The organism is Streptomyces sp. NPDC005774, assembly GCF_042871645.1.
Lineage (GTDB): Bacteria > Actinomycetota > Actinomycetes > Streptomycetales > Streptomycetaceae > Streptomyces > Streptomyces pratens.
Map to the genome: position 1 here is coordinate 97635 of NZ_JBIAIV010000022.1, position 25452 is coordinate 123086.

Sequence of the window (25452 nt, forward strand, 5' to 3'; positions counted from 1 at the left end):
GACCACGGCGGCCAGGCCGTACCCGGCGACCACCCGGGCCCATTCCTCGTCGAAGGTGCTGTGTTCTCCGGGGGAGACCCCCCAGACCCTCCTGGTCACGCGGTGGGTGGGCCGGACGGGCCGGGGGTGGGGGTCTGGGAGGTTCGGTCAGCGCCGGTGGAGGCTGTTGGCGATGGCGTGGCCGATGAAGAGGTAGACCACGGCGGCCAGGCCGTACCCGGCGACCACCCGCGCCCAGTCCTCGTCGAAAGTGAACAGGTCACGCGACCAGCCGGCCAGCCAGTTGGCCGCGTCATGGACGAACTGGACCAGTTCATTGGCCCGGTTGGCATCCAACAGGTACATCAGAATCCAGAGTCCGAGAATGGCGGCCATGATGTCCGCGATCACCGCGACGGCCGTCCCTGCGGAGCTGGAACCACTGCGAGTTCGTGGGGACATGGTGTCCGTCTGGCCCCGAAACCGCGATTGAAACCCGGACGGCCGGACAGGCACCGGTGGGTCGGATGCGCGGGTGCCGGCCGTACGACAACGGCCCCCGCCCGGAAGGGCGAGGGGCCGTGCGCTGCGGAGCGGGTCAGCCGCGCTGGATGCCCGAGGTGTCCTGGAGGACACCGCGACGGCCGTCCTGCGTCTGGGCGACGAGGGCCGGACCGCGCTGCTCGACGGCCAGGTACCAGGTTCCGGGGGCCAGTTCGGCGATCGGCGTCTGCGAACCGTCCTCCGGGAACAGCGGCCGGGGCACCGGCACGGCGAACCAGAACGGCGAGAAGTCGGCCGTGGGCGGCGCGGCCGGCTGACCGGGCTGCTGGCCGGGGTACGACTGACCGGGCCGGCCCGGCTGCGGCTGACCGCCGAAGCCGGCCTGCTGCGCACCCGGGTAGCCGTAACCACCGGGCGGCTGGGCGCCGTAGGGCTGCGGGGCGGCGGGACGGGCCGCTGGGATGAGGGCGCCCTTGAGGGCGGGGACCAGGGGGGTGGCGACGGCGGCGGCGGCCATGACCAGCGTCGCGACGAGGGCCAGGATCAGGCCGATACCGGAGTCGGGTCCGTCCGTGGAGGAACCGGTGGTGACGTTGTTGACGCCACCGGACGGATCGAAGACGTTGCCGAGCGCGCTCCAGGCGGCGAAGACGGTGAACGCGACGCCGAACTGGCCGAGGTCCAGGCCCGCGACCTTCGGCGGCTGCGGCAGCCCGCGGGACACGACGACGAGTGCCGCGCCGATGATGCCCGCCAGCACGACACCGAGCACGACCGGGCCGCTGCTCCACAGGCTGGGGATGACGTCGTCGGGGGCACCGTCGATCGAGTAGAGGTCGAGGAACGACGCGATGAACAGCAATACCGCTGCTCCGATCACCACGCCGTCGCCTCGAGTGAGAGAGCGGATATTCACTTCAGGTCCTTCTCGGTCGTCTCGTCGTCGGCAGAGGCGTCGCTGTCACCACGTCGCCCTCAGGGCCCGGTGTGAAGCGCGGGGGTGACCCCTCATCGTGGAACGACACTATCGTCCGCACGATCGGGCTGTTCGCCCGGATCAGCCCACCTACCCCTACCCGCGCAGGAAACTCACAATTCCCTCGGAGATTCCCTGCGCCGCCTTCTGCCGCCAGGCACCGCTGGTCAGAAGTGCCGCGTCCTTGCTATCGCGCATGTTGCCGCACTCGATGAACACCTTGGGAACCGTTGACAGATTGAGACCGCCCAGGTCCTTACGCGTGACGAGACCGGTACCGCCGCCCACATAGTTGGACGGCCCGTTGCCGGTGGCGCGTACGAAGTTGCCCGCGATGCGCTCACCGAGTTCGCGGGACGGCTCGACGATGGCCCGGGTGTCGGCGGCGCCGGAGTTCACGGGCCCGGGAAGGATCACGTGGAAACCGCGGTTCCCGGCGCCCGAACCGTCCGCGTGGATCGACACGACGGCGTCCGCCTTCGCCTCGTTGCCGATCCGCGCCCGTTCGTCGATGCACGGTCCGAACAGCCGGTCGTCGTCCTGCGTCAGTTTCACCGTGGCGCCCTGCCCCTCGAGGAGCGCGCGCATCCGGTGGGCGACGTCCAGGGTGAACTTCGCCTCGCTGAAACCGTCGTCGGTGGACGTGCCGGTGGTGTCGCACTCCTTGGAGTTCGTCCCGATGTCCACCTGACGGTTGATCTCCGCGGTGTGCTGGAAGTTGCCCGGGTTGTGCCCGGGGTCGATGACCACGACCTTCCCCTTGAGCGGCCCGGTCCCGGCGGGCGCGGACGCGGACGCGGAAGGGGAGGGGGACGCGGAGCCGGAGTCGGGGGAGGCGCTCGGCTTCTTGCCGTCGGACTCGTCCGCCTCGTCCGCCTCGTCCGAGGGTGAGGCGCCGGCGGAGGAGGGTGCCGGGGAGGAGGCCGAGGCGGACGCCCCGGCGGACGCGCTCGCGTCGCCCCCGTCGTCCCCCGACCCGCCCACGGCCGCGTAGACGGCCCAGCCGAGCAGCGCGCCCGGCACGAGCGCGGCGAGCGCCACGGTCAGCGGTCCACGCCGGAAGCGGCGGGACGGCGGCGGATCGAAGTCGGGCCCTGTGTACGACACGCAGCCACCCTAACGGCCGTCCGCACCCGCCATCGTCCGATCGGGCAGCGTTCACCGTCGGGCGGCACGCACCTGCCTCAGATCCCGTTTCCCGTACGGCGCAGGACGCGCAGCGAGTCCGTCGCCGGGAGTTCCGTGAAGGCGCCGGAGGCCAGGGCGCGGAGGTAGACGCGGTACGGGGCCTGGCCGGTGAACTCGTCGACGGGGTCGGGAAAGACGTCGTGGATGACGAGGAGACCGCCCTCGGCCACGTGCGGGGCCCAGCCCTCGTAGTCGGCCGTGGCGTGCTCGTCCGTGTGGCCGCCGTCGATGAAGACCAGGGCGAGGGGGGAGTTCCACAGGGCCGCGACCTTGGGGGAGCGGCCGACCAGGGCGACCACGTGGTCCTCCAGGCCCGCCCGGTGGAGCGTGCGGCGGAAGGCCGGCAGGGTGTCCATCACGCCGAGTTCGGGGTCGACCGTCTCCGGGTCGTGGTACTCCCAGCCCGGCTGCTGCTCCTCGCTGCCCCGGTGGTGGTCCACGGTGAGCGCGGTGACCCCGGCCTCACGGGCGGCACCGGCGAGCAGGATCGTGGAGCGGCCGCAGTAGGTGCCGACCTCCAGCAGGGGGAGGCCCAGCCGTCCCGCCTCGGCCGCCGCCGCGTACAGGGCCAGCCCCTCGCCGACGGGCATGAAGCCCTTCGCCGCCTCGAACGAGGCCAGGATCTCGGGCCCCGGTGCCGGGGGGTTCGGCGGCGGCGTCGGGGTCGGAGTCGGAACGGGCATCGGTCCGGCGTCCTCTCGGTCGTGTGTCCTGGATGCACGGCTCGGGGCGCATGGCGGGGGTGCATGTCCTGAGCGCTTGTCTTGGGCGCACGTCTTGGGTGAATGTCTTGGGTGTCCATGCTGCCGTACCGCCCGCCGTGCGGTACGGCAGGGGTGCCGGTGAGGATTACCGCGGAGGGGCACTGCGGAGGAGTACCGGGGAGGGGAGCGATGCCGGTCCGGCGGTCAGGCCGGGACCGGCCCGCGCAGGGTCTGCTCCGCGCGCTCCAGGTTGGCGTCCTCCTCGCTGCTCGCGCGCAGCCGCAGGGTGTCCGAGGGGCGTCGGCCGGGGATGAACAGGGCCAGGACCAGGCCCACGGTCACCGCCGCCGTCGCGATCATGAAGGAGAGGCGGAAGCCGTGCATGCTCGGGATCTCCGCCCCGCCCACCGTGTTCGCCGTGCCGGCCAGCACCATCCCGACGACCGCGCTCGACATCGACGTACCGATCGAGCGCATCAGGGTGTTGAGGCCGTTGGCCGCGCCCGTGTCCGAGGCCGGGACCGCGCCGACGATCAGGGCGGGCAGGGATGCGTAGGCCAGGCCGATGCCCGCGCCGATGACGACCGAGATGACGACGGCTCCCCAGACCGCGTCCAGCAGACCCAGACCGCCGGCGTAACCGGCCCCGATGACCAACAGGCCCAGGACGAGGGTGACCTTGGGGCCGTAGCGGGCGGACAGACGGGCGTAGACGGGCGCCGTGAACATCATCGTCACGCCCAGCGGCGCCACGCACAGACCCGCCACCACCATCGACCGGCCGAGACCGTACCCGGTGGAGGCGGGGAGCTGGAGCAGTTGGGGCAGCACCAGGGAGATGACGAAGAAGGAGACGCCGATCATGATCGACGCGAGGTTGGTGAGGAGGACCTCGCGGCGGGCGGTGGTGCGCAGGTCCACCAGGGGCGCGGGCACCCGCAGTTCCATCACGCCCCAGAGCAGGAGCACCACGGCCGCCGCCCCGAACAGGCCGAGCGTGGTCCCGGATGCCCAGCCCCAGTCACTGCCCTTGGTGAGCGGCAGGAGGAAGAGGACGAGACCGGCGGACAGCCCCAGCGCGCCCGGCAGGTCGAAGGTGCCGGGCGCCCGCGCCGGTGACTCCGGTACGAAGGTCAGGGTGAGGGCGATGGCGAGGACACCGAGGCCGGCGGCGCCGAAGTAGAGGACGTGCCAGTCGGAGTTCTGGGCCACCAGCGAGGCGGCGGGCAGCGCGAGACCCCCGCCGACGCCTATCGAGGAACTCATCAGCGCCATCGAGGAGCCCAGCCGCTCCGGCGGCAGCATGTCGCGCATCAGCCCGATGCCGAGCGGGATCGCGCCCATCGCGACGCCCTGGAGGGTACGGCCGGCGATCATCAGCAGCAGGTCGCTGGTGAGCGCGCTGACGAGGGCGCCGGCCACCATGACCGAGAGGCTGGCGACCAGCATGCGCCGCTTGCCGTAGAGGTCGCCGAGACGGCCCATGATGGGGGTGGCGACGGCACCGGACAGCAGCGTCGACGTCAGGACCCACGTGGCGTCGCCGGGCGTGGTGTCCAGCAGACGGGGCAGATCCTTGATCACCGGGACGAGCAGGGTCTGCATCACCGCGACGACGATGCCCGCGAAGGCGAGCACCGGGACCACGGATCTGCCCGCTCCGCCCGCGGGACGGCCGTTCGTCGACTGGGTCATGAAAAGGGGCCTCCAGGCCGAAAGCGTGAGGTCGGTACGGGACAGGGGGTGCCGGATCCGTGCGTACGGAACCCGTGTGCCGGGGCAACTATTCCGATGCTTTGGCACACTAACGATTTCTTGACCAACCCTTGGGCCACCACGGGCCATCGGACCGTCCTGCGGGATGCCGACGGGTGCGGGCTCCCTCCTGATCGCCCTAGGACGGAAGACCGAGGACCCGCCCGGCGAAATCCCGATGCAAGGGGCACCGGACGGTTGAGACCATGACACCCATGCTCGGAGCCCAGGACACCGCCCTCACCGCCCGCACCCCCCGTCGCCGCACGCCGCCCCCCTGGCTGGCGGTGGCACTCGCGTGCCTGGGGCAGTTCCTCGTCGTGCTCGACATCTCCGTGGTCAACGTCGCGCTGCCGTCGATGCGTACCGGCCTCGGCCTCAGCGAGCAGGGACTGCAGTGGGTGGTGAACGCGTACGCCATCGCCTTCGCCGGGTTCATGCTGCTCGGCGGACGCGCCGGTGACCTCTACGGGCGCAAGCGGATGTTCCTCGTCGGCCTCGGCCTGTTCACCCTGGCGAGCCTGGCGGGCGGGCTGGCCCAGGAGGACTGGCAGCTGCTGCTGGCGCGGGCGGTACAAGGGCTCGGGGCCGCGGTCCTGGCGCCGTCCACCCTCACCATCGTCACCTCGGCGGTCCCGGAGGGCCCCGCGCGGGCCCGCGCCATCGCGACCTGGACCGCCGTCGGCGCAGGCGGCGGCGCGGCCGGCGGCTTCGTCGGCGGGGTGCTCACGGACACCCTGTCGTGGCGGTGGGTGCTGCTGATCAACGTGCCGATCGGGGTGCTGGTGCTGGCCGGGGCGGCCTGGTGGCTGGCGGAGGGCCGGGCCGGGGACGGACGGCGGCTCGACCTGCCCGGCGCGATGCTGGTGACGGCGGGCCTCGCCACCCTGGCCTTCGGTATCTCCCAGACCGAGGCCGAGGGATGGACGGCGCCGCCCACCCTGGTGCCGCTGTGCGCCGGACTCGCCCTCATCGCCCTGTTCCTCCTCGTCGAGGCGCGGACCAGGGCCCCGCTGATGCCGCTGGGACTGTTCCGGGTGCGGTCGGTGTCGTCGGCGAACGTGGCGATGTTCCTGAGCGGCGCCGCCATGTTCTGCATGTGGTTCTTCATGACCCTCTACGCCCAGAACGTGCTCGGCTACACCCCGCTCGAGGCCGGATTCGCCCTGGTGCCCAGCTCGCTCGCCGTGGTCGTCGGCTCCAAGGTCGCGCCCCGGCTGATGCGCGCCGCCGGGGCACGTGCCGTGGCCGTGCTCGGCACGCTCGTCGCGCTGGCCGGTTTCGCCTGGCAGTCGACGATGACGGCCGACGGCGCGTACCTGACGGCGATCATGTTTCCCGGCATCCTGATGATGCTGGGCGCGGGCCTCGCCGGAACCCCCCTCGCGGCGCTCGCCATCTCCGGCACCGCGCCGGAGGAGGCCGGCCTGGTCTCCGGCCTGATCAACACCTCGCGCACGATGGGCGGTTCGCTCGGTCTGGCCGTCCTGTCGACCCTCGCGGCGGCCCGTACGGGAAGCAGTACCACTCCGGAGGCCCTGACCGAGGGCTACGCCCTGGCCTTCCGCACCGGAACGGCGATCCTGGCCGTCGGCCTGGTCCTGATGTGGCTGTGGCTGCCCCGAAAGGCCGCGACGGCCCACTGAGTTCCCGGGCGGACGGGCGGCCGGGCGGCCGGGTGGATGGGCGGACGGATGGGTGGATCGACTGACCGACCGGCGACCGGCTGGCTGGTCGACCGGGTGCTCGACCGATTCAGACCCAGCCCAGTCTGCGGGCCTCGCGCAGTGCCTCGGTGGGAGTGGGGGCGCCGGTCTTGGCGAGGGCGCCGGCGAGGTGGGCGGTGACGGCGGCCTCGGAGAGGTGGAGCCGGGCGGCCAGGTCGGCGAGCGGTGTGCCGTTCGCCGCGGCCTCGAGGGCGGCGCATTCGCCGGGGGTGAGGGGAAGGGGCTCCGCGTTCTGGGCCGCGGCGGCCAGGACTGGGTCGATCACCGTCTCCCCGGTCAGTACCCGGCGGATGGCCGAGGCCAGCTCGTCCACCGAACCGTCCCTGACCAGGAAACCGGCGGCTCCCGCGGCGATGGCCCGCTGCAGATGGCCGGGGCGGCCGGAGGTGGCGAGGATCAGCACCCGGCAATCCGGCGCCTGGTCGCGCAGTGCGGCGGCGGCGTCCAGGCCGCTCATGCCGGGCAGTTCGATGTCCAGGAGGGCGACGTCGGGGCGGTGGGTGAGCACCGCGTCCAGGACCGCGTCCCCCGCCGCCACCTGGGCGACGACCTCGAGGTCCGGCTCCATCCGGAGCAGTAAGGCCAGCGCCCCGTGCGCCGTCCCGCCGTCCTCCGCGAGCAGGACCCGTACGGACTTGGCGGGCCGGTGGTCCGCGGGCATCTCGTTCACGCAGGAAGCTTAGGGCGGATGTGGCGGTATGTCCTTGCCGGGGCGTATGTTCCACCCCGACGTGGGAGTCTTCGCAACGGTCGAGGGCTGGGCTGTACAGGGGACGCCGTCGACGCGCAGATCCAGGTACGCGGCGAGGGCGGCTGGGGCGGCGACCGCGGACCGTCCGCCCGGCGGGAGGAACCCGCCGGGCCACCGGACCGGACCGTCGAGCGGCCGATCCGGGAGGGCCAGGCCCTGCTCTACCGCCTCTCCGGCGACTGGAATCCGCCGCACGCCGACCCCGGGTTCGCGAAGCTCGCCGGGTTCGAGCGGCCGATCCTGCACGGACTGTGCACCTACGGCATGACGCTCAAGGCGGTCGTCGACACGCTGCTCGGCGGGGACGTCACCCGCGTCCGCGGCTACGCCACCCGGTTCGCCGGGGCCGTGTACCCGGGCGAGACGCTCCGCATCCGCATGTGGCGCGGCGACGGTGGCGACAGCGGTGATGGGGGCGGCAATGGGGACGGCGATGGGGCCGGCGATGGCGGCGAGGTGCGGGTGGCCGTGAGTGCCGTCGAGAGGGGTGACGCGCCCGTGCTCATCGACACGGTCGTCACACACTCCTGAACCGGTCGGTCCGCAAGCCGAGGGGGAGCCCGGCCGGCCGGGCGCGCTGCCGCGGCTAGTCGGAGAACAACTGCTTGTCGTGCACGGCGGCGCGGACACGGACGTGGAACGGCCCCGCTCGTCCACGACGGACGGGGCCGTTCAGCTGTCCACTTGGCGTCCGAGTGCGTATCTGACGTGACGTCAGGCAGCCGGCTCCGCATGCTCGTTCTCACCGGCAGGCCTCCGATGGCGGCCGCGAGGGGCCGTCGTGGCGTCCTGTCGGGACACCGGTCCGCGGTGCTTGCCGTGCCCGACGGCGATCTGCCCACCGTCGACGGTCCGTGGCTGGTTGGTGCTCGCATCGTTCATCGGAAAACTCACCCCGTAAACATGATCTTTTCTACAGCCGGGCGAGTTTATCCAGGGGGCCAGGGGGTGAATCCAGGCGGCCACGCCGACCGCCGCTACTTCGTTACAAGCCGTTCCAGAGGTGCTTGTTGCAGGGGGACGGGGCGGGGCGCGGCCGGTTCGACCGGAAGCGTGGACTCCCCTTCCGGAGAAGGCTGTTCGGGCTTCGCCGAGGAGCCGTTCCGGTCCTCCTTCCGGTCCTCGCTCCGGTCTCGCTCCGACTGTCGTTTCAGCCCCGGCGGGTTCAGCCCCGGCGGGTTCAGTACGGCCACCCCGCACGGCATCGCCGGGGTGGCGCACGGCAGGCGCAGCACCCCGTCCGCCGTCCACAGTCCGCTGCCGGCCAACCACCCTTCGGGCGCCGGGAGATGGTGAAGCTGCCGCTGGGCCGGCCGCCACACCCCGACCCAACTGCCCAGTGGCCCGTCGACGCGCAGCGCCACCGCGCACCCCTCCGGCGTCAGCGCCTGGCCGGGCTGGATCGCGAACGGTGTGACCGCGCAGTCCGGCAGCCGCAGGCACGCGGGGAAGCGCACCGGCAACGTGCTGCCCAGCACCCCCCAGCCCAGCCGCTCCTGCCCCGGCGAGGGCGCGTCCGAGCGGATCAGTAGCAGGCCGCTGTCCGGATCGGCGAGCAGGACCCGGTCGTCGCTCCCCTCGGTGATCTGCAGCAACGGCGACACCTCGCCCCCGCCCTCCAGGTCCACGACGACCGCCTTGGTGCGCCCGCCGGCCTTCCGGTCCAGGGAGAGCATCCGGCCGGTGCGGTCCAGCCACGCCCCGCCCGAGCAGCGGCCCGGGATCTCGGCGACGCGCTCGGGCCCGAAGGCGCCGCCCGCCACCAGCCACAGGGCCGTCGACCGCGGGCCCACGGCGACGGCGTACGCCCGCTGCCCGCACGGCGCGGGCGGCAGGAGCCGCAGCGGGGCCCCTCCGTCCGGGCGCCCGACCGCGCCGAGCGGCACCTCGCCGGTGCCGGGACCGGTCGGGTACAGGAGAGAGAACGCGTGTCTCCCGTCCACCAGCCGGTGGATGAGGACCCGCCCGTCGCCCATGGGCTGTACCTCGGTGCCGGGCTCCTCGGGCTGATCGGTGCGCAGCGGCACCGCGTAGGGCTCGGGGCCGCCCAGGGTCCAGCGCTCCGGGAACAGGGAATCGCCCTCGCGGGCGAGGCGCGCACCGTAGGAACCGTCGGCGCTGAGGACACAGCCCGGTGGCGGCGGCGCCACCGCCGCCGAGGTCCTCTCCTCGTGCCTGGTGTCCTCGTACCTGGTGTCCTTGTGACCCGAGAGCTCGTGACCCGAGACCCCGTGATCCGGAACCTCCCGGCCCGTGGAAGGCTCGATCGCACGCATCGTCATCGTTGTCATCGTTCGGTCACCTCCGGCGACGAACGTAGTTTTCGTACGCGCGGACGGGAGACCCACCGGGCCCCGCTTCACACGTAAGGGTGTTCCAGGAACGATTCGTCCGAGGAAGCGGAGGCGTATGTGCCGGCCGGTGCGGGCGCGGTTCCCGCACCCGCACCGGTACTGCCGCGCCATACGGGCAGGTAGCCTTGCGTTGTGCCCCGTCTGTCTGAAGTCATCACCGCGCTGGAGACCCTGTGGCCCGCCGAGTGGGCCGAGTCCTGGGACGCGGTCGGTACCGTCACGGGCGACCCCGACCAGGAGGTCGGACGAGTCCTGTTCGCGGTGGACCCGGTCCAGGAGATCGTCGACGAGGCGGTGGAGCTGGGCGCCGACCTGCTCGTCACCCACCACCCGCTCTATCTGCGCGGCACGACCACCGTCGCGGCCACGACCTCCAAGGGCCGTGTGGTGCACACGCTCATCAGGAACGACATCGCGCTGCACGTCGCCCACACCAACGCCGACACGGCCGACCCCGGTGTGAGCGATGCCCTGGCCGGCGCCCTGGACCTGCGCATCGTCCGGCCGCTGGTGCCGGACACCACGGACCCCGAGGGTCGCCGCGGGCTCGGCCGGGTCTGCGAACTGGATCACCCGCTGACCGTCCGCGAGCTCGCCGCCCGCGCCGCCGAGCGCCTGCCCCGCACCGCCCAGGGCATCCGCGTCGCCGGCGACCCCGAAGCGCTCGTGCGGACGGTCGCCGTCAGCGGTGGCTCCGGCGACAGCCTCTTCGCCCACGTCAGGGCGGCCGGCGTGGATGCCTACCTCACCGCGGACCTGCGCCACCACCCGGCGTCGGAGTTCGCGGCGGAGCATGCCGCCGGTCGGCCTCCCGCGCTGCTCGACGCGGCACACTGGGCCACCGAGTGGCCCTGGTGCGAACTGGCCGCGGCCCAGCTCGACACGATCTCCGACCGTCACGGATGGGGCCTGCGGGTCCATGTCTCCGCCACGGTCACCGACCCCTGGACCGCCCACGCGGCCTCCTTCGACACCGATACCTCTGGAGCCCCCAACTGAACGCCGAGCCCGCCGACCAGATCCGACTCCTCGCCCTCCAGGATCTCGACGTCCGCCTCCAGCAGCTCGCGCACAAGCGGAGGTCGCTCCCCGAGCACGCCGAGATCGAGTCGCTGACCCGGGACCTCGCCCAGCTGCGTGACCTGCACGTGGCCGCGCAGACCGAGGAGAGCGACTGCGCCCGCGAGCAGACCAAGGCCGAGCAGGACGTGGACCAGGTGCGCCAGCGCGCCGCCCGCGACCAGAAGCGCCTCGACTCCGGCGCCGCCTCCTCGCCCAAGGACCTGGAGAACCTCCAGCGCGAGATCGCCTCCCTCGCCAAGCGCCAGGGCAATCTCGAGGACGTCGTCCTGGAGGTCATGGAGCGCCGCGAGTCCGCGCAGGAGCGGGCCGGTGAACTGGCCGAGCGGGTCACCTCCGTCCAGTCGAGGATGGACGACGCGACCGCCCGCCGGGACGCGGCCTGCGCGGAGATCGACGGCGAGACGGCCAGGGTCACCAAGGAGCGCGAGGTCGTCGCCGGATCCGTTCCCGCGGACCTGCTCAAGCTGTACGAGAAGCTGCGCGCGCAGCAGGGCGGCGTCGGCGCGGCGAAGCTCTACGCCCGCACCTGCCAGGGCTGCCGCCAGGAACTCGCCATCACCGAGCTGAACGAGATCCGCCACGCCGCGCCCGACACCGTGGTGCGCTGCGAGAACTGCCGGCGCATCCTGGTCCGCACGTCGGATTCGGGGCTGTAGGGGATCCCCTGGATCCAGGGGATCCGACGGGATACAAGGAGATCTGAGGGGATTTCCCGGTGCGGGAGTTCATCATCGAGGCGGACGGCGGATCGCGGGGCAACCCGGGACCCGCCGGCTACGGGGCCGTGGTCAGTGACGCGGCGACGGGGGAGACCCTGGCGGAGGCGGCCGAGTACCTCGGCACCGCCACGAACAACGTCGCCGAGTACTCGGGTCTGCTGGCCGGTCTGCGGGCCGCCCGCGAGCTGGACCCGCAGGCCGCGGTCCACGTCCGGATGGACTCCAAACTCGTCGTCGAGCAGATGTCGGGCCGCTGGAAGATCAAGCACCCCGCCATGAAACCGCTGGCGGCAGAGGCGGCACGCGTCTTCCCGCAGGGCCGGGTCACGTACGAGTGGATTCCGCGCGAGCGGAACAAGCACGCGGACCGCCTGGCGAACGAGGCGATGGACGCGGGGCAGCGGGGGGAACTTGGGGTCTCCCATGCTCGAACGGAGTTGAGAGCTCGGGGAAGGAGTGCGTCGGCTTCGCGTGCCGCACTGGATACGCCGCGTGCCGGGGCGGTTCTGCCCGAGCGCCCCTCGTCCCCGCCCGGGGACGCGACCGCCGGTGCGGCACGGGTCCGCGCGGCCCTGGACTCTGCCTCGGCTCCTGCTTCCAGCTCTGCCTCTGCCCTGCAGTCGGGCGCCATGGAGTCGGGCGTGCGGGGAGCCGGTGGCATCGGCGCCGGCGGAGGTGACGCCCCCGCGGGGAGGGCCGCCGCTGACCTGCGGGCCGCGCAGGCCGTGGCCACCCCCGGCAGCGGCACCGGGGCCGCTGCAGCCCGCGGTCCCGAGCCGGCCTCGGACGCCACCCCTTCCTCGGGTTGGGCGCCCGCCGATATGGGCCCGCCGGCCACCTTCGTGCTCCTCCGGCACGGTGAGACCCCGCTGACACCCCAGAAACGGTTCTCCGGCAGCGGTGGCAGCGACCCCTCCCTCTCCGACGCCGGCCGCGAGCAGGCCGAGCGGGCCGCCGCGGCACTCGTCCGGCGCGGCACCGTCCAGGCCGTCGTCGCCTCCCCTCTGGCCCGCACGCGCGAGACCGCCGGCATCGTCGCCGCCCGGCTCGGCCTGGAGGTGAGCGTGGAGGAGGGGCTGCGCGAGACCGACTTCGGCGCGTGGGAGGGCCTGACCTTCGCCGAGGTGCGCGAACGCCACCCCGACGACCTGAACACCTGGCTCTCCTCACCGGACGCCGAGCCCACCGGCGGCGGCGAGAGCTTCGCGGACACCGCGACCAGGGTCGCCGCCACCCGGGACAAGCTCACCGCCGCGTACGCCGGCCGCACGGTCCTGCTCGTCACCCACGTGACACCGATCAAGACCTTGATACGGCTCGCCCTGGGCGCTCCGCCCGAGGCCCTGTTCCGGATGGAACTGTCGGCGGCCTCGCTCTCGGCGGTGGCGTACTACGCCGACGGCAACGCCAGCGTCCGGCTGTTCAACGAGACGTCCCACCTGCGCTGAGCCCCGCCGCCGCGCGGGCCAGCCGCTCGATCCGCGCCCAGTCGCGCGCCGCCACCGCGTCCGCCGGGAGCATCCAGCTCCCGCCGACGCAGGCGACGTTCTTCAGCGCGAGATAGTCCGGCGCGGAGTCCGGGCCGATCCCGCCGGTCGGACAGAAGCGGGCCTGGGGAAGCGGCCCGGCGATCGCCTTCAGATACGCCGTGCCGCCCGCGGCCTGCGCCGGGAAGAACTTCATCTCCCGCACCCCGCGTTCCAGCAGCGCCACGACCTCCGAGACCGTCGACACCCCCGGCAGGAACGGCACCCCGGACGCCCGCATCGACTCCAGCAGGACGTCCGTCCAGCCCGGACTGACCAGGAACCGCGCCCCGGCCGCCACCACCTCGTGCACCTGCCCCGGTGTGATCACCGTGCCGGCCCCGACCACCGCGTCCGGCACCTCGGCGGCGATCGCGCGGAGGGCGTCCACGGCGGCGGGTGTCCGCAGGGTCACCTCGATCGCGGGCAGTCCACCGGCGACCAGCGCCCGCGCCAGCGGCACGGCGTCGGCGGCGTCCTCGACCACGACCACCGGTATGACGGGCGCGAGATCCAGTACGGATGCGGTCGCAGCAGTGGCAGTGGCAGTGGCAGTGGTCATGGGGGCGGGGGCCGACGAGGGCAGGGGAGCGGAGGGCAGGGATGAGCTCATGGCGTCATCCTGCCCGCGCCGAAGCATCCTGCGCAAAGGGCGTTGCGCAGGATGCAACACGCGGGGTTTTCGGCGGCCGTCAGTGCACCTCGTCCACCAGCACGTCCAGCGCCCACGGCGTCCCCGCACGGCCCGGCGCCCGCGCCTCCACCACGTACCCGAGATCCCGCAGCACCTCGACCAGCGCGGCGGGATCCTTCGGTGCGGCCCCGCCCGTCAGCAGGCTGCGGACGATCCGTCCCTTGGTCGCCTTGTTGAAGTGGCTGACCACCTTCCGGGTCGGCGCGTGCAGCACCCGCACGGTCGCCGTACGGGCGGCCACCTCCCCCTTCGGCTTCCACGCCGCCGCGTACGCGGCCGACCGCAGGTCCAGCACCAGGCCGCTGCCCGCCGCCTCCGGCATGACCGAGGCCATCGGCGTACGCCAGTACGCGCCCAGCGCCCCGAGCCCCGGCAGCCGTACGCCCATCGAGCAGCGGTAGGAGGGAATCCGGTCGGTGACCGCGACCGCGCCCCACAACCCCGAGAACACCAGCAGCGAACGGGCGGCCCTGCGCTTGGCGGCCGGGTCGAGGGAGGCCAGGTCCAGGGCGTCGTACAGCACCCCGGTGTAGATCTCCCCGGCGGGCCGGGCCCCGGCGGTCCGCAGCTCCAGGTTCTTCGCGACCTCGCCCCGCAGCCCCTCGCTCAGCCCCAGCACCTCGCGCGCCTTCTCCTCATCGGCGGCGCACAGGTCCACCAGCTCGGCGAGAACGGCCTCCCGGGCATCGGCCAGCCCCGGCAGCGACAGGGACTGAGGCTTCAGCGGGGCGCCGCGGCCGGAAGCGGCCTTGCCTTCGGACGGCGGCAGCAGGACAAGCACGCGTTGCTCCTCACGGTAGAACTCAGCCGTCAGGGTACGGCGCCGGGCCCTGACGCCTGAGCGGCCCGTTGTTCCGCCTCCCGTCGCCCCGTCGCCAGCGCTCGGACCAGGGCGTCGGACTCGTCGGCATGGAACCGTACGACGCGCACGTCCCGGCGCCGCCCGAAGAGGGTGACGTGGGTGACCGGCTCCGTGAGTTCCAGCGTGATGGTGGTCTGCGAACCGACCTCGACGTCCAGCTCCCCGTCGGCCCGTTCATGGCTCATCCGCAGCTCACGCCGTACGGAGGCGATCCGCTCCAGCGGTATCCGCAGATCGACGGGGACGGCCCGGCGGATCCGCAGCGTGCCGGAGCCCGGGTCCAGCACGTGCGGGCGGACGACATTGGCCGCGTGCAGCGCGACGACGAACACGACGGTGTACACGTCCAGGAACAGCACCACCGCGTGGACGGTCGGCCGGTCGAGCAGCAGCACGGACATCGCCGCCGTCTCGACCACGGACACGAACGCGAACCCGAACATGATCGCGCCCTGGCCCCGCGCGTACCCGAAGGGCGTCCCGCCCGCCGTGCCGTGGGTACGCCGCGCCAGCCACAGCACGAGGCTCACCATCAGCCGCAGCTCGTGCCGGGCGAGGGTCCAGACAACCTGCACACCCTTCCACGCGCCACTCTTCATGTCCGCTCCTCCATGACGATGTGCAGTGTCCGGCGGATCGCCTCCGCCTGGGCCGGGGGAAAGTCGGCGTACATGGCACGCAGGAAGCTGTGGTCCTGGTCCAGCGAAGCGTCCTTTGGAAGCAGGTCGGCGGGCAGGCACGCGGCGAGGGCACGGGCGGCCTCGTCCACCCGGGGGTCGTCCGGTTCGGCGTCGGCGAGTTCGTCGAGCAGCGCGTAGGCGGCGAGCGCGCGCTCCACCCCGCCCGGCACCTTCATGAACCCGGTCAGCAGGCCCATCAGCTGTTCCCGCTGTTCCGGGGGCGCCGTGGTCTCGATGAGGGCGAGCATCTCCCGGTCCCTGGCGGCCGTGGGCGAGTCGGACAGGTCCGGCATCTCCCGGAACAGCGCGGCCAGTTCGGGGGAGACGGGCCCCTCGGCGGTCAGCCCGCCCTCCGTCTCCAGCAGCGCCCGCAGCCGCGCCCGGCGGTCCCGGACCGCCGCCTCCTGACATGCCAGGTCCTCGTCCAGCTCGGTCAGCACCTCGACGAGGTCCTTGCCGGCGTCGTCCGCGAGCACGTCCCGCACCTCGGCCAGCCCGAGCCCCAGCTCGGTCAGCCGCCTGATCCGCGCCAGCACGACGGCGTGCCGCAGCGTGTAGTCCCGGTACCCGTTGGCCCGCCGCTCCGGCTCCGGCAGCAGCCCCAGATGGTGGTAGTGCCGCACGGTCCGCGTGGTGACACCGACGGCCGTGGCGAGTTCTCCGATCCGCATGCCCCCAGTAGAGACGTTGACGTCGCGGCAGGGTCAAGCGAGCGCGGTCGGGTGAACGGGACCTGGCAGGCGTCGAAGCGATCCGCCCGTACGCCAGCCTGGCGAGCGACAGAAAGCGAGGCACATCACCGTGATCACCTATGACTCTGTCTCCGAGGAACTGCTCCTGGACTGGCTCGTCACCCTCGACACCCCGGAGGGATTCCGGGCGGAACTCATCGAGGGTGAACTCGTCCTCACCCCACTCCCCGACGGGTCCCACGTGCACTGCCTCAGCCTCGGATGTGCGCTGATCTGCTGGCGACGCCTGAACGCGCCCTGCTGCATCGAGGCCGAGACGGCTGTTGCGGGATCTGAGAGCCGGGATCCAGCTCCAGGAGGCACCCCATCACCATCATCACGCACGAGGACCCGATCGGCCGGGGTCCCACCCACTACATGATCCACGCCGACCTGTCGGACCGGCAGGACGGCTGGCGCGAGCAGTTGTGGACCCGCCAGCTCACCGAGGACAGGTTTGAGGTGGCCTGTCTGCCGTTCTTCACCTACGGAATCTGCTACCGCGACGTAGTGACCATCGACAGCAACCACCTGGTGACCGCGGTCATACACAAGTCCGGCCACCGGACCCTTCGCGTCGCACTCGTCGCGGACCACGGCCAGGTACACGAACTGCTGCACGGTAAGGCTGTCGACACCGGCCTGCCTCATGAGTGGCTTCAGGGCACCTGTCTTGCGGTGGACCTCCCGCCTGGTGCGAATGAGGCGCGCCTCATCGAGGCGTTGGAACCCCTTGCCCAGGCCGGAGCCCTCCACTGGGAGGTCGACTCCTGACTCGAAAGATCGTTCCGTTAGGGGTTCTGGAGCCCGGTGACGAGGAGATCTTCGTCGGTACCGCGGGGGCCGGGTCGGGGTTGCGTAGATTCGATCGCGCTCGCCCTGTCGTCATACGCGTATTACGATGCCTTCGTGGCGAAGACACGGATCAGTATCAGCCTGGAGCAGGACCAGGCCGAACGCATCAGGCAGCACGCGGAACGGGCGGGCATGGACGTCTCGGCCTACCTGGTGCATGCCGCAACGCGCCAGATGGCCGAGAGCGATGCCATAGAGGAGCAGTTCGCCGAGGTGGACGCACTCATCGCCCGGGCCGAGCAGGCGGCAAGTGGGCTGCCCGCCGAACCCGCCCCGGAACCGGCCGCGGAACTGACGGAGCAGGAACGCCGCGAGGTCGAGGAGGCCCTGGATCTCGCCCACGGCCGGGACCGGCACGGCTGCCGTCCGGGACGCGCCGCGTGAGCGCACGGGTGCCGGTCTACGACACCGGCATGCTCATCGCGCTCGCCGACCGCAAGGCGAAGGCGGTGGCTCTCCACGAGGGACTGCGCACGGTCCCGCACCGGGCGCTGGTGCTCGGCCCGGTCCTCGCCCAGGTGTGGCGCCCTCAGCCGGCGCTGGTGCACGCCCTGTCCGGGGTGCTGAAGGACTGCACCGTCCCGCAGGCCCGTACGTCCGAGCCGCCCCTGCGCGAGACGAAGGCGGGCCGTCCGGAGTGTCTGGCCTGTGCGACGGGCCCGGACCTCGCGGACTGGCGGCGCATCGGCACCGCTCTGGGGCGAGCGGCCCTGGCGGCGAAGAAACGTCCGGACGCGGTGGACGCCTGGGTGGCACTGGCAGCGGCCCGGCACGGCAGCGCGGTCATCTTCACCACCGACCCGGGGGACATCGACGCCTACCTGACGGTCCTCGCACCGACGGACGTGCACGTGGTCGCCGTGTGATGACCGAGAGCTCCGCCCCTTCCAGGTGGCTGCGCACTGTGCGGCCCGGGATCGGTCGGGCGGCTCCGGTCCCGCCCTTCGGCTGCTTCACCCCGTGGGCGGTGCCAACGGCTCGCGGAGTGCTTCCCGCTCGGCTGTCATGGTGTGTCGGGTCGGGACTCATAGTGCAGGGTGTGGAAACGACCGGCTTCCTCGCGCCCTCGGTGCCGCCAGAGCCTGACCCGGCCATGCCGTACTCCTCCTCACGGAACACGTCTGCACTTCCATCATGTCCCGCTTCCGACGGCCCAGGACGTCTGCCGCACACGGGGCTCGCGAGGGTGCCCGATCGCTCCGGACGCGGAAGCCGAACGTTCTCACGGCGGCCCGGGGGGCGGCGGGGGCGCCGACGGAAGCCGCGAGTGTCGGAGGAACCGGTCGATGTCGTGCGCGGTGATGATTCCGCTCAGCCGGCCGTCGTCCATCACGAGGATCGGCAGGAGGGCCCCGGTGGTGCCGAGGCGCTCCAGAACGGAGTTCAGCAGCTCGTCCGGTGCGGCGAGCGTGCATCGGGACAGCGGGGTCGCGAGGTCGCGTACCCGCAGCGACGCCCGCTTCTCGGACGGCAGGCCGGCCAGTCGGCGCAGCTGTACGACGCCGCTGGGGTGACCCCCGAAGTCGAGCAGCGGCAGCACCGAGTGCCCCGCCTGCGCGATCACCTCGGAAAGGAAGCGGTCCACGGTCAGCCAGTCGGGGCCGGTGACCACCGGAGTGGTCATCGCCTGCCCGACCCGTACGCCCCGCAGGGCTGTGACCAGCTCGGCCCACCGGCGTTCGGCCGCCGCGGCGCCCGCCACGAACAGGCCGACGACGATCAGCCACAATCCCGCCGGCAGTCCCCGCGCGAACGTCACCCAGCCCAGGACGGCAAGCGCCATGCCGACGACCTGGCCACCGCGTCCTGCCGCCCGCTGAGCCCGCTCGCGATCCCCCGTGCGCCACCACAGCAGGGCTTGCGTCAGCCGGCCTCCGTCCAGGGGCGCGGCGGGCAGCAGGTTGAAGACGCCCAGCAACAGGTTCGTGCCACCGAGCCAGCCCAGTACGGCGACCGGGATCCGCCAGCCCGGCGTCGCCGCGACCGCGGCAGCCGCGCCGATGCCGGCGGCGCCGAGCAGCAGGCTGGCAAGCGGCCCGCTGACGGCGACCAGGAAGGCCGTCCGTGGTGTCGTCGGCTGGTCCATCCGAGTGACCCCGCCCAGCGCCCACAGTGTCATGTCCTGCACGGATATCCCCGCTCTGCGGGCCGTCAGCGCGTGCGCGGCCTCGTGCACCACCAGACTCGCCAGCAGCAGCACGGCTCCGGCCACTCCGGCGACCGCGTACACCACCGGCGCCAGACCCGGCGCGTACCCGGGCAGTGTCCGGGCTGCCAGGCCGTACGCGAGGAGCAGCATGAGCAACGGCACGCTCCAGTGCGCCCGCAGCGCCAGGCCCCGGACACTCCCGAGCCGGATCGAACCCTTCATCGCCCTCACCGCCGACGGCTCCCGCCCCCGACTGCACTGCCTTCTCCCTTTCCATGGTCTGCCGTCGGCCCCGTAACAGGAAACGGTCCGTGCGACCAGGCCTGCGAGCCGGGATCGGCGGCGCCGGCGTCCCAGGCAGGCGGAGAGCGTGCCGCGGGCCTACGGTGGTCGAAGAGCTCGGCGAGCCGACCGGTGTTGCGGAGGAGGCTGCGATGGAAGAGCACTTCGTCTGGGTGACGACGCGGCGCATTCGGCCGGACACCCTGGAGGACTTCGAGAAGGCGTGGCGGCCGGAACCCGCCCCGCAGGGGCTTCGCCGCGCCTACGCCTACTGGTCCGAGGACGGACAGGAGATCACCGGGGTGTCGTTCTGGGACTCCCAGGAGACCTGCGACGCGTGGCGGTCCTCCGAGGCGGAGGCACAGCGGCGTGCGGCCATGACCCCGTACGTCGCCGAGGAACGGGAGGGCTTCTACCGCGGCCGCGAACTCGGCGTCCCCCAGCGGTAGCACTGTGCCGAGCCGTCCTGACGGCATGACGCAGCGGGCCTCCGCGCCCCCGACGCGTAGTGCCGTGCGGACCGATGCCTCTGTTGTCTGCGGCAGGCGTCATGACGCGGCAGTGGATCAGGCGAGCCGTCCGCGAGAGACGACGGCGGCCACGGCCGGTCTCGTCCTTCGTGCCGCTCCCCCGGCCTGGAGCGAGGAGGGAAGGGAGGGAGTGAACATGGCACGGATCCTCGTGCAGGGCGACGACCTCGTGGTGCGCCTGCCGTGGTGGGAAAAGGCCGCCGCGCGCCGCGGAAATGTGCGCACGCCGCTGGCGGCCGTACGCCGGGTGACGGTGGAGCCCGCCTGGTGGCGGGCTCTGCGCGGAGTGGTTCTGCACGGCGTCTGGATTCCCGGCGTGCTGTGCGTCGGCACGCGGGGCCACCCCGGTGGGCAGGACTTTGTGGCAGTACGGCCCGGCAGGCCCGTGGTGTGCGTCGAACTTCGGCTCACGGCTCCCTTCAGCCTCCTGGCCGTCTCGGTGCGGGACGACGCAGAGGTCATGGCGGAACGGCTGCGGCGTTGCACGCCGGACAACGATGCCTCCACCCCTTGGCGGCAGCCCCTTCCGGCCGCTGAGGAGACGGAGAATTCCTGGAGGGCGCTGACCAGGGAGCCACGCCGACGACGGAGACGGCCGCGGCCGGCGTCGACAGCGGTGCGTGGCCACGCCCCGAAATCCCTTCAGGTGCGCGCCGCGGACCGCCGCCCGGTCCATGGGCGGCAAGGGGTTGCGGCGACAGTCTGTTCGTCGAGTTCGTCGAGTTCGTCGAGTTCGTCGAGTTCGTCTAGGGTCGGGTAGTCGGTGTAGCCACGGTGGTCGCCGGCGTACAGGCCGATCTCCTGCGGGGGGTTGAGGCGGATGTCGGTCCGCGGGCGTTCGACGAAGTCGGGGTTGGTGAGGAAGCCGCGGCCGAAGGCGATCAACTCGGCGCCGAGTGCCAGCCGGTTGAGGGCGGCGCGCTCCTTGGTGGTGTCGGTGGGGTCGGCCGCGCGAGGAGTCACCATCAGCGCGGTCGGCCAGAGCCCGCACAGCCGGTCGTCGAGGGCGGCGTCCCGCTGCCCTCGAGGTAATCCCGATGCCGACCATCGAAGAGGTGGTGCGGACGGCTTACTCGGTAAGTGTCGAAGGGCTCAAGGCGAAGGATGCCCGGGAAAAGGTTCCCCCTCTTCTGTCGCAGTACAGGTTCAATCCGCTTACCGATCGTCCGTTGATTCGTACGCCGGATGGGCGTTTCCCGGAGCCAGTGCCTCAGCTGATTAATCGCAAGCTCTCGCCTGGAGGAGCGCCTCGGCTTAAGTAAATGGCATTGGTCCCTCGATTCAATTGTCCGGGCCGTCGGCTCGTCCGGAGGCGGCTCCTGGCTCCGGCGGATTTCCGTCGATGCGGGAGTGCTTCAGGGAGTAGACCATCGTGAGGCGGCGAGCCCCGCGCGCTGCAGCGGACGGACCGCCGCGAATACGCTTGTCAGGTGCCCTGGCAAGCCTGCGGACCACCGTCGGGCGAGGAGGGTCGAAAAATTTCCGGAAATCGGCTTACCAGGTTTATTTCGCGAACCGTCTGAGATATGATCTCTAACATGGCGAGTGCTAGCCGAGGCAGAATCGTTCCTGCCCGCGTCGGGCATCATCGGGCAGCGATGCCGCCATGATCTGGGAAATACTGGTCCTGGGTTTCGTACTCAGTCTTGACAATTTCCGGGTATCGATCGCGCTCGGCACCGTCCCATTCGGTCTGAAGCGCGCGATGCAGGTCGCGCTGACCTTCGGGCTGTGGGACGCGATCATGCCCCTGGCCGGGCTGTTGATCGGTCGCCGGATCGGGGAGTCCGTCGGGGGCGTCGCCGAGCTGGTGGGCGCGGCCGCGCTCGGCGGGTACGGTCTGTACCTCGTCATCTCGGCCCTTCGCAACCCCGAGCCGGACGAGTTGGACCACCCGTGGGCGCTGTTCGGCATCCCGCTGACGCTGAGCCTGGACAACCTGGTCGCCGGAGCGAGCCTGGGGATCCTCGGGCTCTCGCCGTGGTTCTCGGCCGCCGTCTTCGGTGTCATGACGGCGGTGATGTCGCTGATCGGGCTGCGGCTCGGGCGGGCCGCGGCGCGCCTCATCCGGATCCGCTCGGACCTGCTGAGCGGGGTCACCTTGATCATCGCTGCTGTGGCGCTGCCGTTCGTGTTCGGCTAGCCCGCTCACTCAACCCCGGGAGCGGGTCGGCCCTCTCCACCCGGGTGGAGGGCCGGCCGGCGAGCCCGGTGCGGGCGGGGGATCAGCGGAAGACCGTCGGCCCGCGAGTCGGCGTTGGCGGCCTCGACCGCCCGGGCGACCAGATCGTGGTCGGGGGACAGGTGGCAGACCGGGTCGGTGCGGGCGGCGTCGCCGGTGAGCAGGAACGCCTGGCAGCGGCACCCTCCGAAGTCCAGCTCCCGCCGGGGGCAGCTCCGGCAGGGCTCCGGCATCCAGTCCGTCCCCCGGAAAGCGGTCATCACCGGGGACTCGGCCCAGATCCACTCCAGCGAGTCCTCCCGCACGCTGGCCCGCGGCAACGGCAGGGACTGGGCGGCGGGGCAGGGCAGGACGTCGCCGTTCGGCGTCACGGTCAGCTGCCGGGAGGCCCAGCCGCCCATGCAGGGCTTCGGGTAGCGGCTGTAGTAGTCGGGGAGGACGTAGATGACGTCCATGCGGTCCCGCAACCGCTCGCGGGCGGCCCGTACGACGACTTCGGCCGCCTCGAGCTGGGCCCGGCTCGGCAGCAGCGCGTCACGGTTTCGCCAGGCCCAGCCGTAGTACTGGGTGTTGGCCAGCTCCACCCGGTCGGCGCCCACCTCCTCGGCCAGCCCGAGCACGTCGGCGACGCGGTCGATGTTGAGCCGGTGCAGCACCACGTTCATGGTGAGCGGCCAGCCCAGCTCCTTGACCACGCCCATCGCCTCGATCTTGCGTTGGAAGGACGGGGTCCCGGCGATCCGGTCGGACACGGCCGGCTCGTCGGACTGGATGCTGATCTGCACGTGGTCCAGGCCGGCGGCCCGCAGCTGCTCGGCCCTCGGACGCGAGAGCCCGAGGGCGCTGGTGATGAGGTTGGTGTAGAGGCCCAGGTCGTGGGCGGCCGCCACGATCTCCACCAGATCGCGCCGCAGCAGCGGTTCCCCGCCGGACAGGTGGCACTGCAGAACCCCCAGCTCGCCGGCCTCGGCCAGCACCCGCCGCCACTCGTCGGTGGCCAGCTCGTCCTGGTAGCCGGCCAAGTTCAGCGGGTTGGAGCAGTACGGGCAGGCCAGCGGGCAGCGATAGGTGAGCTCGGCGAGCAACCCGAACGGGCTATCCATCGGAGAGCTCCATCCAGCGCCGGGCGACGAGCCGGGTCAGGAACTGCCGCACCTCGTCGTCGGGGACGGTCTGGTAGCGCGCGCCCAGCTCGGCCACGATCTCGGCCACGGTGTGCCGCCCGTCGCACAGCTCGAGGATGTCCGCGCCGCTGCCGTTCAGAACCACCACCGTCTCGGGGAGCTGCAGGACCTGACGCTGCCTGGTCCGGCAGAAGGTCAGCCGGACATGGCGCGCCAACCGGGGCCGGTCCGAGCCGGACACCCCGACGCAGGGGCGGGTCCTGGTTCCGGTCCGAGTCGTTGCGGTATGGATCGGGTCCATGGCGGTCACTCCGGGTAGGCCTGGTCGACGGCGTCCATCAGGCTCCACAGGACGTCGCACTTGAACGACAGCGCGTCGACGGCGCGCGCCTGGGACTCGGCGGAGAGGCAGTGCGCGGTGACCACCTCGAGGGCGTGCTCGCAGTCGCGGGGGGCCTGCTCCAGGCGGGCGCGGAAGTAGGCGAGGCCCTCGGGGTCGATCCACGGGTACCACCGCTCGAACGCGGCCAGCCGTGCCGCCATCAGGTCGGGCGCGAACAGCTCGGTGAGCGAGGACGCCACCGCCTCCACCCACGGGCGGGTCCGGGCGAAGTTCACGTAGGCGTCTACGGCGAACCGCACCCCGGGTACCAGGTGCCGGTGGTCTTGGACCTCCTCGCGGGTCAGCCCGGCGGCCTCGCCGAGGCGCAGCCACGCCTCGATGCCGCCCTCGCCGGCGGCGGTGCCGTCGTGCTCGACGATCCGTCGGATCCAGCGGCGGCGGACCTCCAGGTCGGGGCAGTTGGAGAGGATCGCGGCGTCCTTGCGGGGGATGTTCTCCTGGTAGTAGAAGCGGTTGGCCACCCAGCCCCGGATCTGCCGGCGGCTCAGCCGGCCGGCGTTCATCCGGACGTGGAACGGGTGCTGGTCGTGGTACTGGCGCGAGTGGGCCCGCAACGTCTCGACGAAGCCGTCGGCACCGGTTCTCGTGGTTGTCGTCGTCACGGCTCTACACCTGGACCTCGAGGCCGTCCATGGCCACTTCCATGCCGCTCTCCTCCACGGTACGCCGCTCGGGCGCGTCCTCCAGGAGGATCGGATTGGTGTTGTTCATGTGCACGAAGATCGTCCGCCCCACGCCCAGCGACGGGAGCTGCGCCAGGCTGCCGTCCGGGCCGTCGATGGGCAGGTGGCCCATCTCCCGGGACGTCCTGCCGGCCAGGCCGAGCCGTACGAGCTCGTCGTCGCGCCAGCAGGTCCCGTCGATCAGCAGGCATGCGCAGCCCTTGATCTCCACGCGCAGCGTCGGCGTCAGTGATTGCACCCCTGGCAGGTACACCAGCGCCCCCTCGCTGCGCTCGTCGGTCAGCCGGTAGCCCACGACGCGGCCGTGGGCCACCCCGGCTCCGAACCGATCGCGCTTGAGGGTGGGCACGTCGAACGCCCGGCAGGACAGCCCGTCCGCCAGGGCGAGGTCGGTGCCGGGGATCACTGCCCGCCACTCGACCGGACAGTAGCGCTCGAGCGTGCGCAGAATCCCCGAGCCGGCACACAGGGTCTCGCGCACCGCCGGCGTGGCGTACAGCCGCAGGGCGCGGGCCTCGCGCAACAGAAGCAGGCCCAGCGTGTGGTCCAGCTCGGCGTCGGTGAGCAGCACCGCCTCCAGCGGCGTCGTCCGGTCGTCGTGCGGGTGCAGGCCGGGGAAGGCCTCGATCTGGGTGCGGACGTCGGGCGAGGCGTTGATGAGGAACCACCGGCGGCGGTCGACGCTGACCGCGACCGACGACTGGGTGCGCGCGAGGCCGGCCCCGGAGCGGACCGCGGCGCACACCGGGCACCCGCAGTTCCACTGCGGAGAGCCGCCCCCCGCCGCCGAGCCCAGCACCCGCAGCAACACGCCGACACTCCGTTCATCGAATCCGGGGCCGTCGTCGACCCGGCCGTCTGTGGCCCTCCCGAGCCCTCGGGCGGGGGGGGGGCCCCCCCCCGCCCCCCCCCCCCCACCCCCCCACCCCCCCCCCCCCCACAAAAAAACCCCCCCCCCCCCCCCCCCAAACACCCGGGGGCGGGTGCCCCCAACCCCGAAGGCAAAAAAGT

The 25452-nt window shown here is 72.1% G+C and carries 26 protein-coding genes and 1 pseudogene; 10 read left to right on the forward strand and 17 right to left on the reverse strand.

The features are described 5' to 3' along the window. Positions 1-147: 147 nt before the first annotated feature. The 5 genes from ACFYQA_RS20930 to ACFYQA_RS20950 form a co-directional block, all read right to left on the reverse strand. Positions 148-441 (reverse strand): hypothetical protein, encoded by a 294-nt coding sequence (locus ACFYQA_RS20930; RefSeq protein ID WP_386422084.1) that lies wholly within the window; start codon positions 439-441, stop codon positions 148-150. Positions 442-577: 136 nt separating this feature from the next. After that, complete coding sequence (locus ACFYQA_RS20935) at positions 578-1399, reverse strand: hypothetical protein (RefSeq protein WP_388919759.1); 822 nt, start codon at positions 1397-1399, stop codon at positions 578-580. A gap of 156 nt (positions 1400-1555) precedes the next feature. After that, the gene (locus tag ACFYQA_RS20940) at positions 1556-2566 is read right to left on the reverse strand and encodes an N-acetylmuramoyl-L-alanine amidase (protein ID WP_388919761.1); all 1011 of its coding nucleotides are present in this window, start codon (positions 2564-2566) and stop codon (positions 1556-1558) included. A gap of 77 nt (positions 2567-2643) precedes the next feature. Then, entirely contained in the window at positions 2644-3330 is a 687-nt protein-coding gene (locus ACFYQA_RS20945) for a class I SAM-dependent methyltransferase (RefSeq protein WP_388919764.1), read from the reverse strand. Positions 3331-3555: 225 nt separating this feature from the next. Further along, complete coding sequence (locus ACFYQA_RS20950) at positions 3556-5046, reverse strand: MFS transporter (protein WP_388919767.1); 1491 nt, start codon at positions 5044-5046, stop codon at positions 3556-3558. 266 nt (positions 5047-5312) lie between these two features. Here ACFYQA_RS20950 and ACFYQA_RS20955 point away from each other — a divergent pair, with 266 nt between their 5' ends. Continuing rightward, a complete protein-coding gene (locus tag ACFYQA_RS20955) occupies positions 5313-6752 on the forward strand; it encodes a DHA2 family efflux MFS transporter permease subunit (protein ID WP_388919770.1) in 1440 nt (479 codons plus the stop codon). Between the two features lie 109 nt (positions 6753-6861). Here the strand turns inward: ACFYQA_RS20955 and ACFYQA_RS20960 are convergent, their stop codons facing one another. After that, the gene (locus ACFYQA_RS20960) at positions 6862-7494 is read right to left on the reverse strand and encodes a response regulator (protein ID WP_388919831.1); all 633 of its coding nucleotides are present in this window, start codon (positions 7492-7494) and stop codon (positions 6862-6864) included. Between the two features lie 120 nt (positions 7495-7614). On the opposite strand from ACFYQA_RS20960, the pseudogene ACFYQA_RS20965 reads away from it, so the two are divergent. After that, positions 7615-8115, forward strand: a pseudogene (locus tag ACFYQA_RS20965) (MaoC family dehydratase); the annotation flags it as partial. A gap of 446 nt (positions 8116-8561) precedes the next feature. Here ACFYQA_RS20965 and ACFYQA_RS20970 read toward each other — a convergent pair. Then, positions 8562-9875 carry a hypothetical protein gene (locus tag ACFYQA_RS20970; protein WP_388919773.1) on the reverse strand — a complete coding sequence of 438 codons (1314 nt, stop codon included), beginning with the start codon at positions 9873-9875 and terminating at the stop codon, positions 8562-8564. A gap of 195 nt (positions 9876-10070) precedes the next feature. Here ACFYQA_RS20970 and ACFYQA_RS20975 point away from each other — a divergent pair, with 195 nt between their 5' ends. From ACFYQA_RS20975 to ACFYQA_RS20985, 3 genes are read left to right on the forward strand one after another with little or no spacing between them, the layout of a single operon-like run. Further along, on the forward strand, positions 10071-10937 hold the full coding sequence (locus ACFYQA_RS20975; RefSeq protein ID WP_388919776.1) for a Nif3-like dinuclear metal center hexameric protein: 867 nt from the start codon (positions 10071-10073) through the stop codon (positions 10935-10937). Continuing rightward, the gene (locus ACFYQA_RS20980; protein ID WP_388919834.1) at positions 10934-11677 is read left to right on the forward strand and encodes a zinc ribbon domain-containing protein; all 744 of its coding nucleotides are present in this window, start codon (positions 10934-10936) and stop codon (positions 11675-11677) included. Before ACFYQA_RS20975 ends, ACFYQA_RS20980 begins: the two co-directional genes overlap by 4 nt. A 59-nt stretch (positions 11678-11736) precedes the next feature. Then, positions 11737-13188, forward strand: coding sequence for a bifunctional RNase H/acid phosphatase (locus ACFYQA_RS20985; RefSeq protein ID WP_388919779.1), 1452 nt, complete (start codon positions 11737-11739; stop codon positions 13186-13188). Here the strand turns inward: ACFYQA_RS20985 and ACFYQA_RS20990 are convergent. The 4 genes from ACFYQA_RS20990 to ACFYQA_RS21005 all read right to left on the reverse strand — a co-directional run bounded on the left by ACFYQA_RS20990 (position 13163) and on the right by ACFYQA_RS21005 (position 16173). Further along, positions 13163-13828: a bifunctional 4-hydroxy-2-oxoglutarate aldolase/2-dehydro-3-deoxy-phosphogluconate aldolase gene (locus tag ACFYQA_RS20990; RefSeq protein WP_388919837.1), complete on the reverse strand. Its 666-nt coding sequence runs from the start codon at positions 13826-13828 to the stop codon at positions 13163-13165. The two genes, ACFYQA_RS20985 and ACFYQA_RS20990, sit on opposite strands and share 26 nt — an antisense overlap. A 130-nt stretch (positions 13829-13958) precedes the next feature. Then, complete coding sequence (gene yaaA, locus ACFYQA_RS20995) at positions 13959-14741, reverse strand: peroxide stress protein YaaA (protein WP_388919782.1); 783 nt, start codon at positions 14739-14741, stop codon at positions 13959-13961. A gap of 29 nt (positions 14742-14770) precedes the next feature. Then, entirely contained in the window at positions 14771-15421 is a 651-nt protein-coding gene (locus ACFYQA_RS21000; RefSeq protein ID WP_388919785.1) for a hypothetical protein, read from the reverse strand. After that, positions 15418-16173, reverse strand: coding sequence for a MerR family transcriptional regulator (locus ACFYQA_RS21005; RefSeq protein WP_388919788.1), 756 nt, complete (start codon positions 16171-16173; stop codon positions 15418-15420). The genes ACFYQA_RS21000 and ACFYQA_RS21005 overlap by 4 nt, the downstream gene beginning before the upstream one ends. A 438-nt stretch (positions 16174-16611) precedes the next feature. On the opposite strand from ACFYQA_RS21005, the gene ACFYQA_RS21010 reads away from it, so the two are divergent. The 3 genes from ACFYQA_RS21010 (at position 16612) to ACFYQA_RS21020 (ending at position 17954) form a co-directional block, all read left to right on the forward strand. Continuing rightward, positions 16612-17007 (forward strand): DUF4265 domain-containing protein, encoded by a 396-nt coding sequence (locus ACFYQA_RS21010; protein ID WP_388919791.1) that lies wholly within the window; start codon positions 16612-16614, stop codon positions 17005-17007. Between the two features lie 135 nt (positions 17008-17142). After that, a complete protein-coding gene (locus ACFYQA_RS21015) occupies positions 17143-17472 on the forward strand; it encodes a plasmid mobilization protein (protein WP_388919793.1) in 330 nt (109 codons plus the stop codon). After that, positions 17469-17954 (forward strand): hypothetical protein, encoded by a 486-nt coding sequence (locus ACFYQA_RS21020; protein WP_388919796.1) that lies wholly within the window; start codon positions 17469-17471, stop codon positions 17952-17954. The genes ACFYQA_RS21015 and ACFYQA_RS21020 overlap by 4 nt, the downstream gene beginning before the upstream one ends. Positions 17955-18310: 356 nt before the next feature. On the opposite strand, the gene ACFYQA_RS21025 is transcribed toward ACFYQA_RS21020, so the two are convergent. Further along, complete coding sequence (locus tag ACFYQA_RS21025) at positions 18311-19459, reverse strand: M50 family metallopeptidase (RefSeq protein WP_388919799.1); 1149 nt, start codon at positions 19457-19459, stop codon at positions 18311-18313. Positions 19460-19671: 212 nt separating this feature from the next. Between ACFYQA_RS21025 and ACFYQA_RS21030 the strand changes: the two genes are divergently transcribed. Continuing rightward, positions 19672-19968, forward strand: a complete 297-nt coding sequence (locus tag ACFYQA_RS21030; RefSeq protein WP_364738564.1) for a hypothetical protein — start codon at positions 19672-19674, stop codon at positions 19966-19968. A 723-nt stretch (positions 19969-20691) separates the two neighbouring features. On the opposite strand, the gene ACFYQA_RS21035 is transcribed toward ACFYQA_RS21030, so the two are convergent. Beyond that, on the reverse strand, positions 20692-21015 hold the full coding sequence (locus ACFYQA_RS21035; RefSeq protein ID WP_388919803.1) for a hypothetical protein: 324 nt from the start codon (positions 21013-21015) through the stop codon (positions 20692-20694). Positions 21016-21655: 640 nt separating this feature from the next. Here ACFYQA_RS21035 and ACFYQA_RS21040 point away from each other — a divergent pair. Continuing rightward, the gene (locus tag ACFYQA_RS21040) at positions 21656-22192 is read left to right on the forward strand and encodes a manganese efflux pump MntP family protein (protein ID WP_388919806.1); all 537 of its coding nucleotides are present in this window, start codon (positions 21656-21658) and stop codon (positions 22190-22192) included. A gap of 5 nt (positions 22193-22197) precedes the next feature. On the opposite strand, the gene pqqE is transcribed toward ACFYQA_RS21040, so the two are convergent. The 4 genes from pqqE to pqqB form a co-directional block, all read right to left on the reverse strand. After that, the gene (gene pqqE / locus ACFYQA_RS21045; RefSeq protein WP_388919809.1) at positions 22198-23334 is read right to left on the reverse strand and encodes a pyrroloquinoline quinone biosynthesis protein PqqE; all 1137 of its coding nucleotides are present in this window, start codon (positions 23332-23334) and stop codon (positions 22198-22200) included. Next, positions 23327-23572 (reverse strand): pyrroloquinoline quinone biosynthesis peptide chaperone PqqD, encoded by a 246-nt coding sequence (gene pqqD / locus ACFYQA_RS21050; protein ID WP_388919812.1) that lies wholly within the window; start codon positions 23570-23572, stop codon positions 23327-23329. The genes pqqE and pqqD overlap by 8 nt, the downstream gene beginning before the upstream one ends. An 89-nt stretch (positions 23573-23661) precedes the next feature. Continuing rightward, the gene (gene pqqC / locus ACFYQA_RS21055; protein ID WP_388919815.1) at positions 23662-24360 is read right to left on the reverse strand and encodes a pyrroloquinoline-quinone synthase PqqC; all 699 of its coding nucleotides are present in this window, start codon (positions 24358-24360) and stop codon (positions 23662-23664) included. A gap of 4 nt (positions 24361-24364) precedes the next feature. After that, positions 24365-25252 (reverse strand): pyrroloquinoline quinone biosynthesis protein PqqB, encoded by an 888-nt coding sequence (gene pqqB / locus ACFYQA_RS21060; protein ID WP_388919818.1) that lies wholly within the window; start codon positions 25250-25252, stop codon positions 24365-24367. Between the last annotated feature and the right edge of the window lie 200 nt (positions 25253-25452).

Coding starts and splice junctions, on each gene's coding strand:
- ACFYQA_RS20930 (WP_386422084.1), bottom strand. CDS start 441: ATGTCCCCACGAACTCGCAGTGGTTCCAGCTCCGCAGGGACGGCCGTC.
- ACFYQA_RS20945 (WP_388919764.1), bottom strand. CDS start 3,330: ATGCCCGTTCCGACTCCGACCCCGACGCCGCCGCCGAACCCCCCGGCA.
- ACFYQA_RS20950 (WP_388919767.1), bottom strand. CDS start 5,046: ATGACCCAGTCGACGAACGGCCGTCCCGCGGGCGGAGCGGGCAGATCC.
- ACFYQA_RS20955 (WP_388919770.1), top strand. CDS start 5,313: ATGACACCCATGCTCGGAGCCCAGGACACCGCCCTCACCGCCCGCACC.
- ACFYQA_RS20960 (WP_388919831.1), bottom strand. CDS start 7,494: ATGCCCGCGGACCACCGGCCCGCCAAGTCCGTACGGGTCCTGCTCGCG.
- ACFYQA_RS20970 (WP_388919773.1), bottom strand. CDS start 9,875: ATGACAACGATGACGATGCGTGCGATCGAGCCTTCCACGGGCCGGGAG.
- ACFYQA_RS20990 (WP_388919837.1), bottom strand. CDS start 13,828: ATGACCACTGCCACTGCCACTGCCACTGCTGCGACCGCATCCGTACTG.
- ACFYQA_RS21000 (WP_388919785.1), bottom strand. CDS start 15,421: ATGAAGAGTGGCGCGTGGAAGGGTGTGCAGGTTGTCTGGACCCTCGCC.
- ACFYQA_RS21005 (WP_388919788.1), bottom strand. CDS start 16,173: ATGCGGATCGGAGAACTCGCCACGGCCGTCGGTGTCACCACGCGGACC.
- ACFYQA_RS21010 (WP_388919791.1), top strand. CDS start 16,612: ATGATCCACGCCGACCTGTCGGACCGGCAGGACGGCTGGCGCGAGCAG.
- ACFYQA_RS21025 (WP_388919799.1), bottom strand. CDS start 19,459: ATGAAGGGTTCGATCCGGCTCGGGAGTGTCCGGGGCCTGGCGCTGCGG.
- ACFYQA_RS21030 (WP_364738564.1), top strand. CDS start 19,672: ATGGAAGAGCACTTCGTCTGGGTGACGACGCGGCGCATTCGGCCGGAC.
- ACFYQA_RS21035 (WP_388919803.1), bottom strand. CDS start 21,015: ATGGTGACTCCTCGCGCGGCCGACCCCACCGACACCACCAAGGAGCGC.
- ACFYQA_RS21040 (WP_388919806.1), top strand. CDS start 21,656: ATGATCTGGGAAATACTGGTCCTGGGTTTCGTACTCAGTCTTGACAAT.
- pqqE (WP_388919809.1), bottom strand. CDS start 23,334: ATGGATAGCCCGTTCGGGTTGCTCGCCGAGCTCACCTATCGCTGCCCG.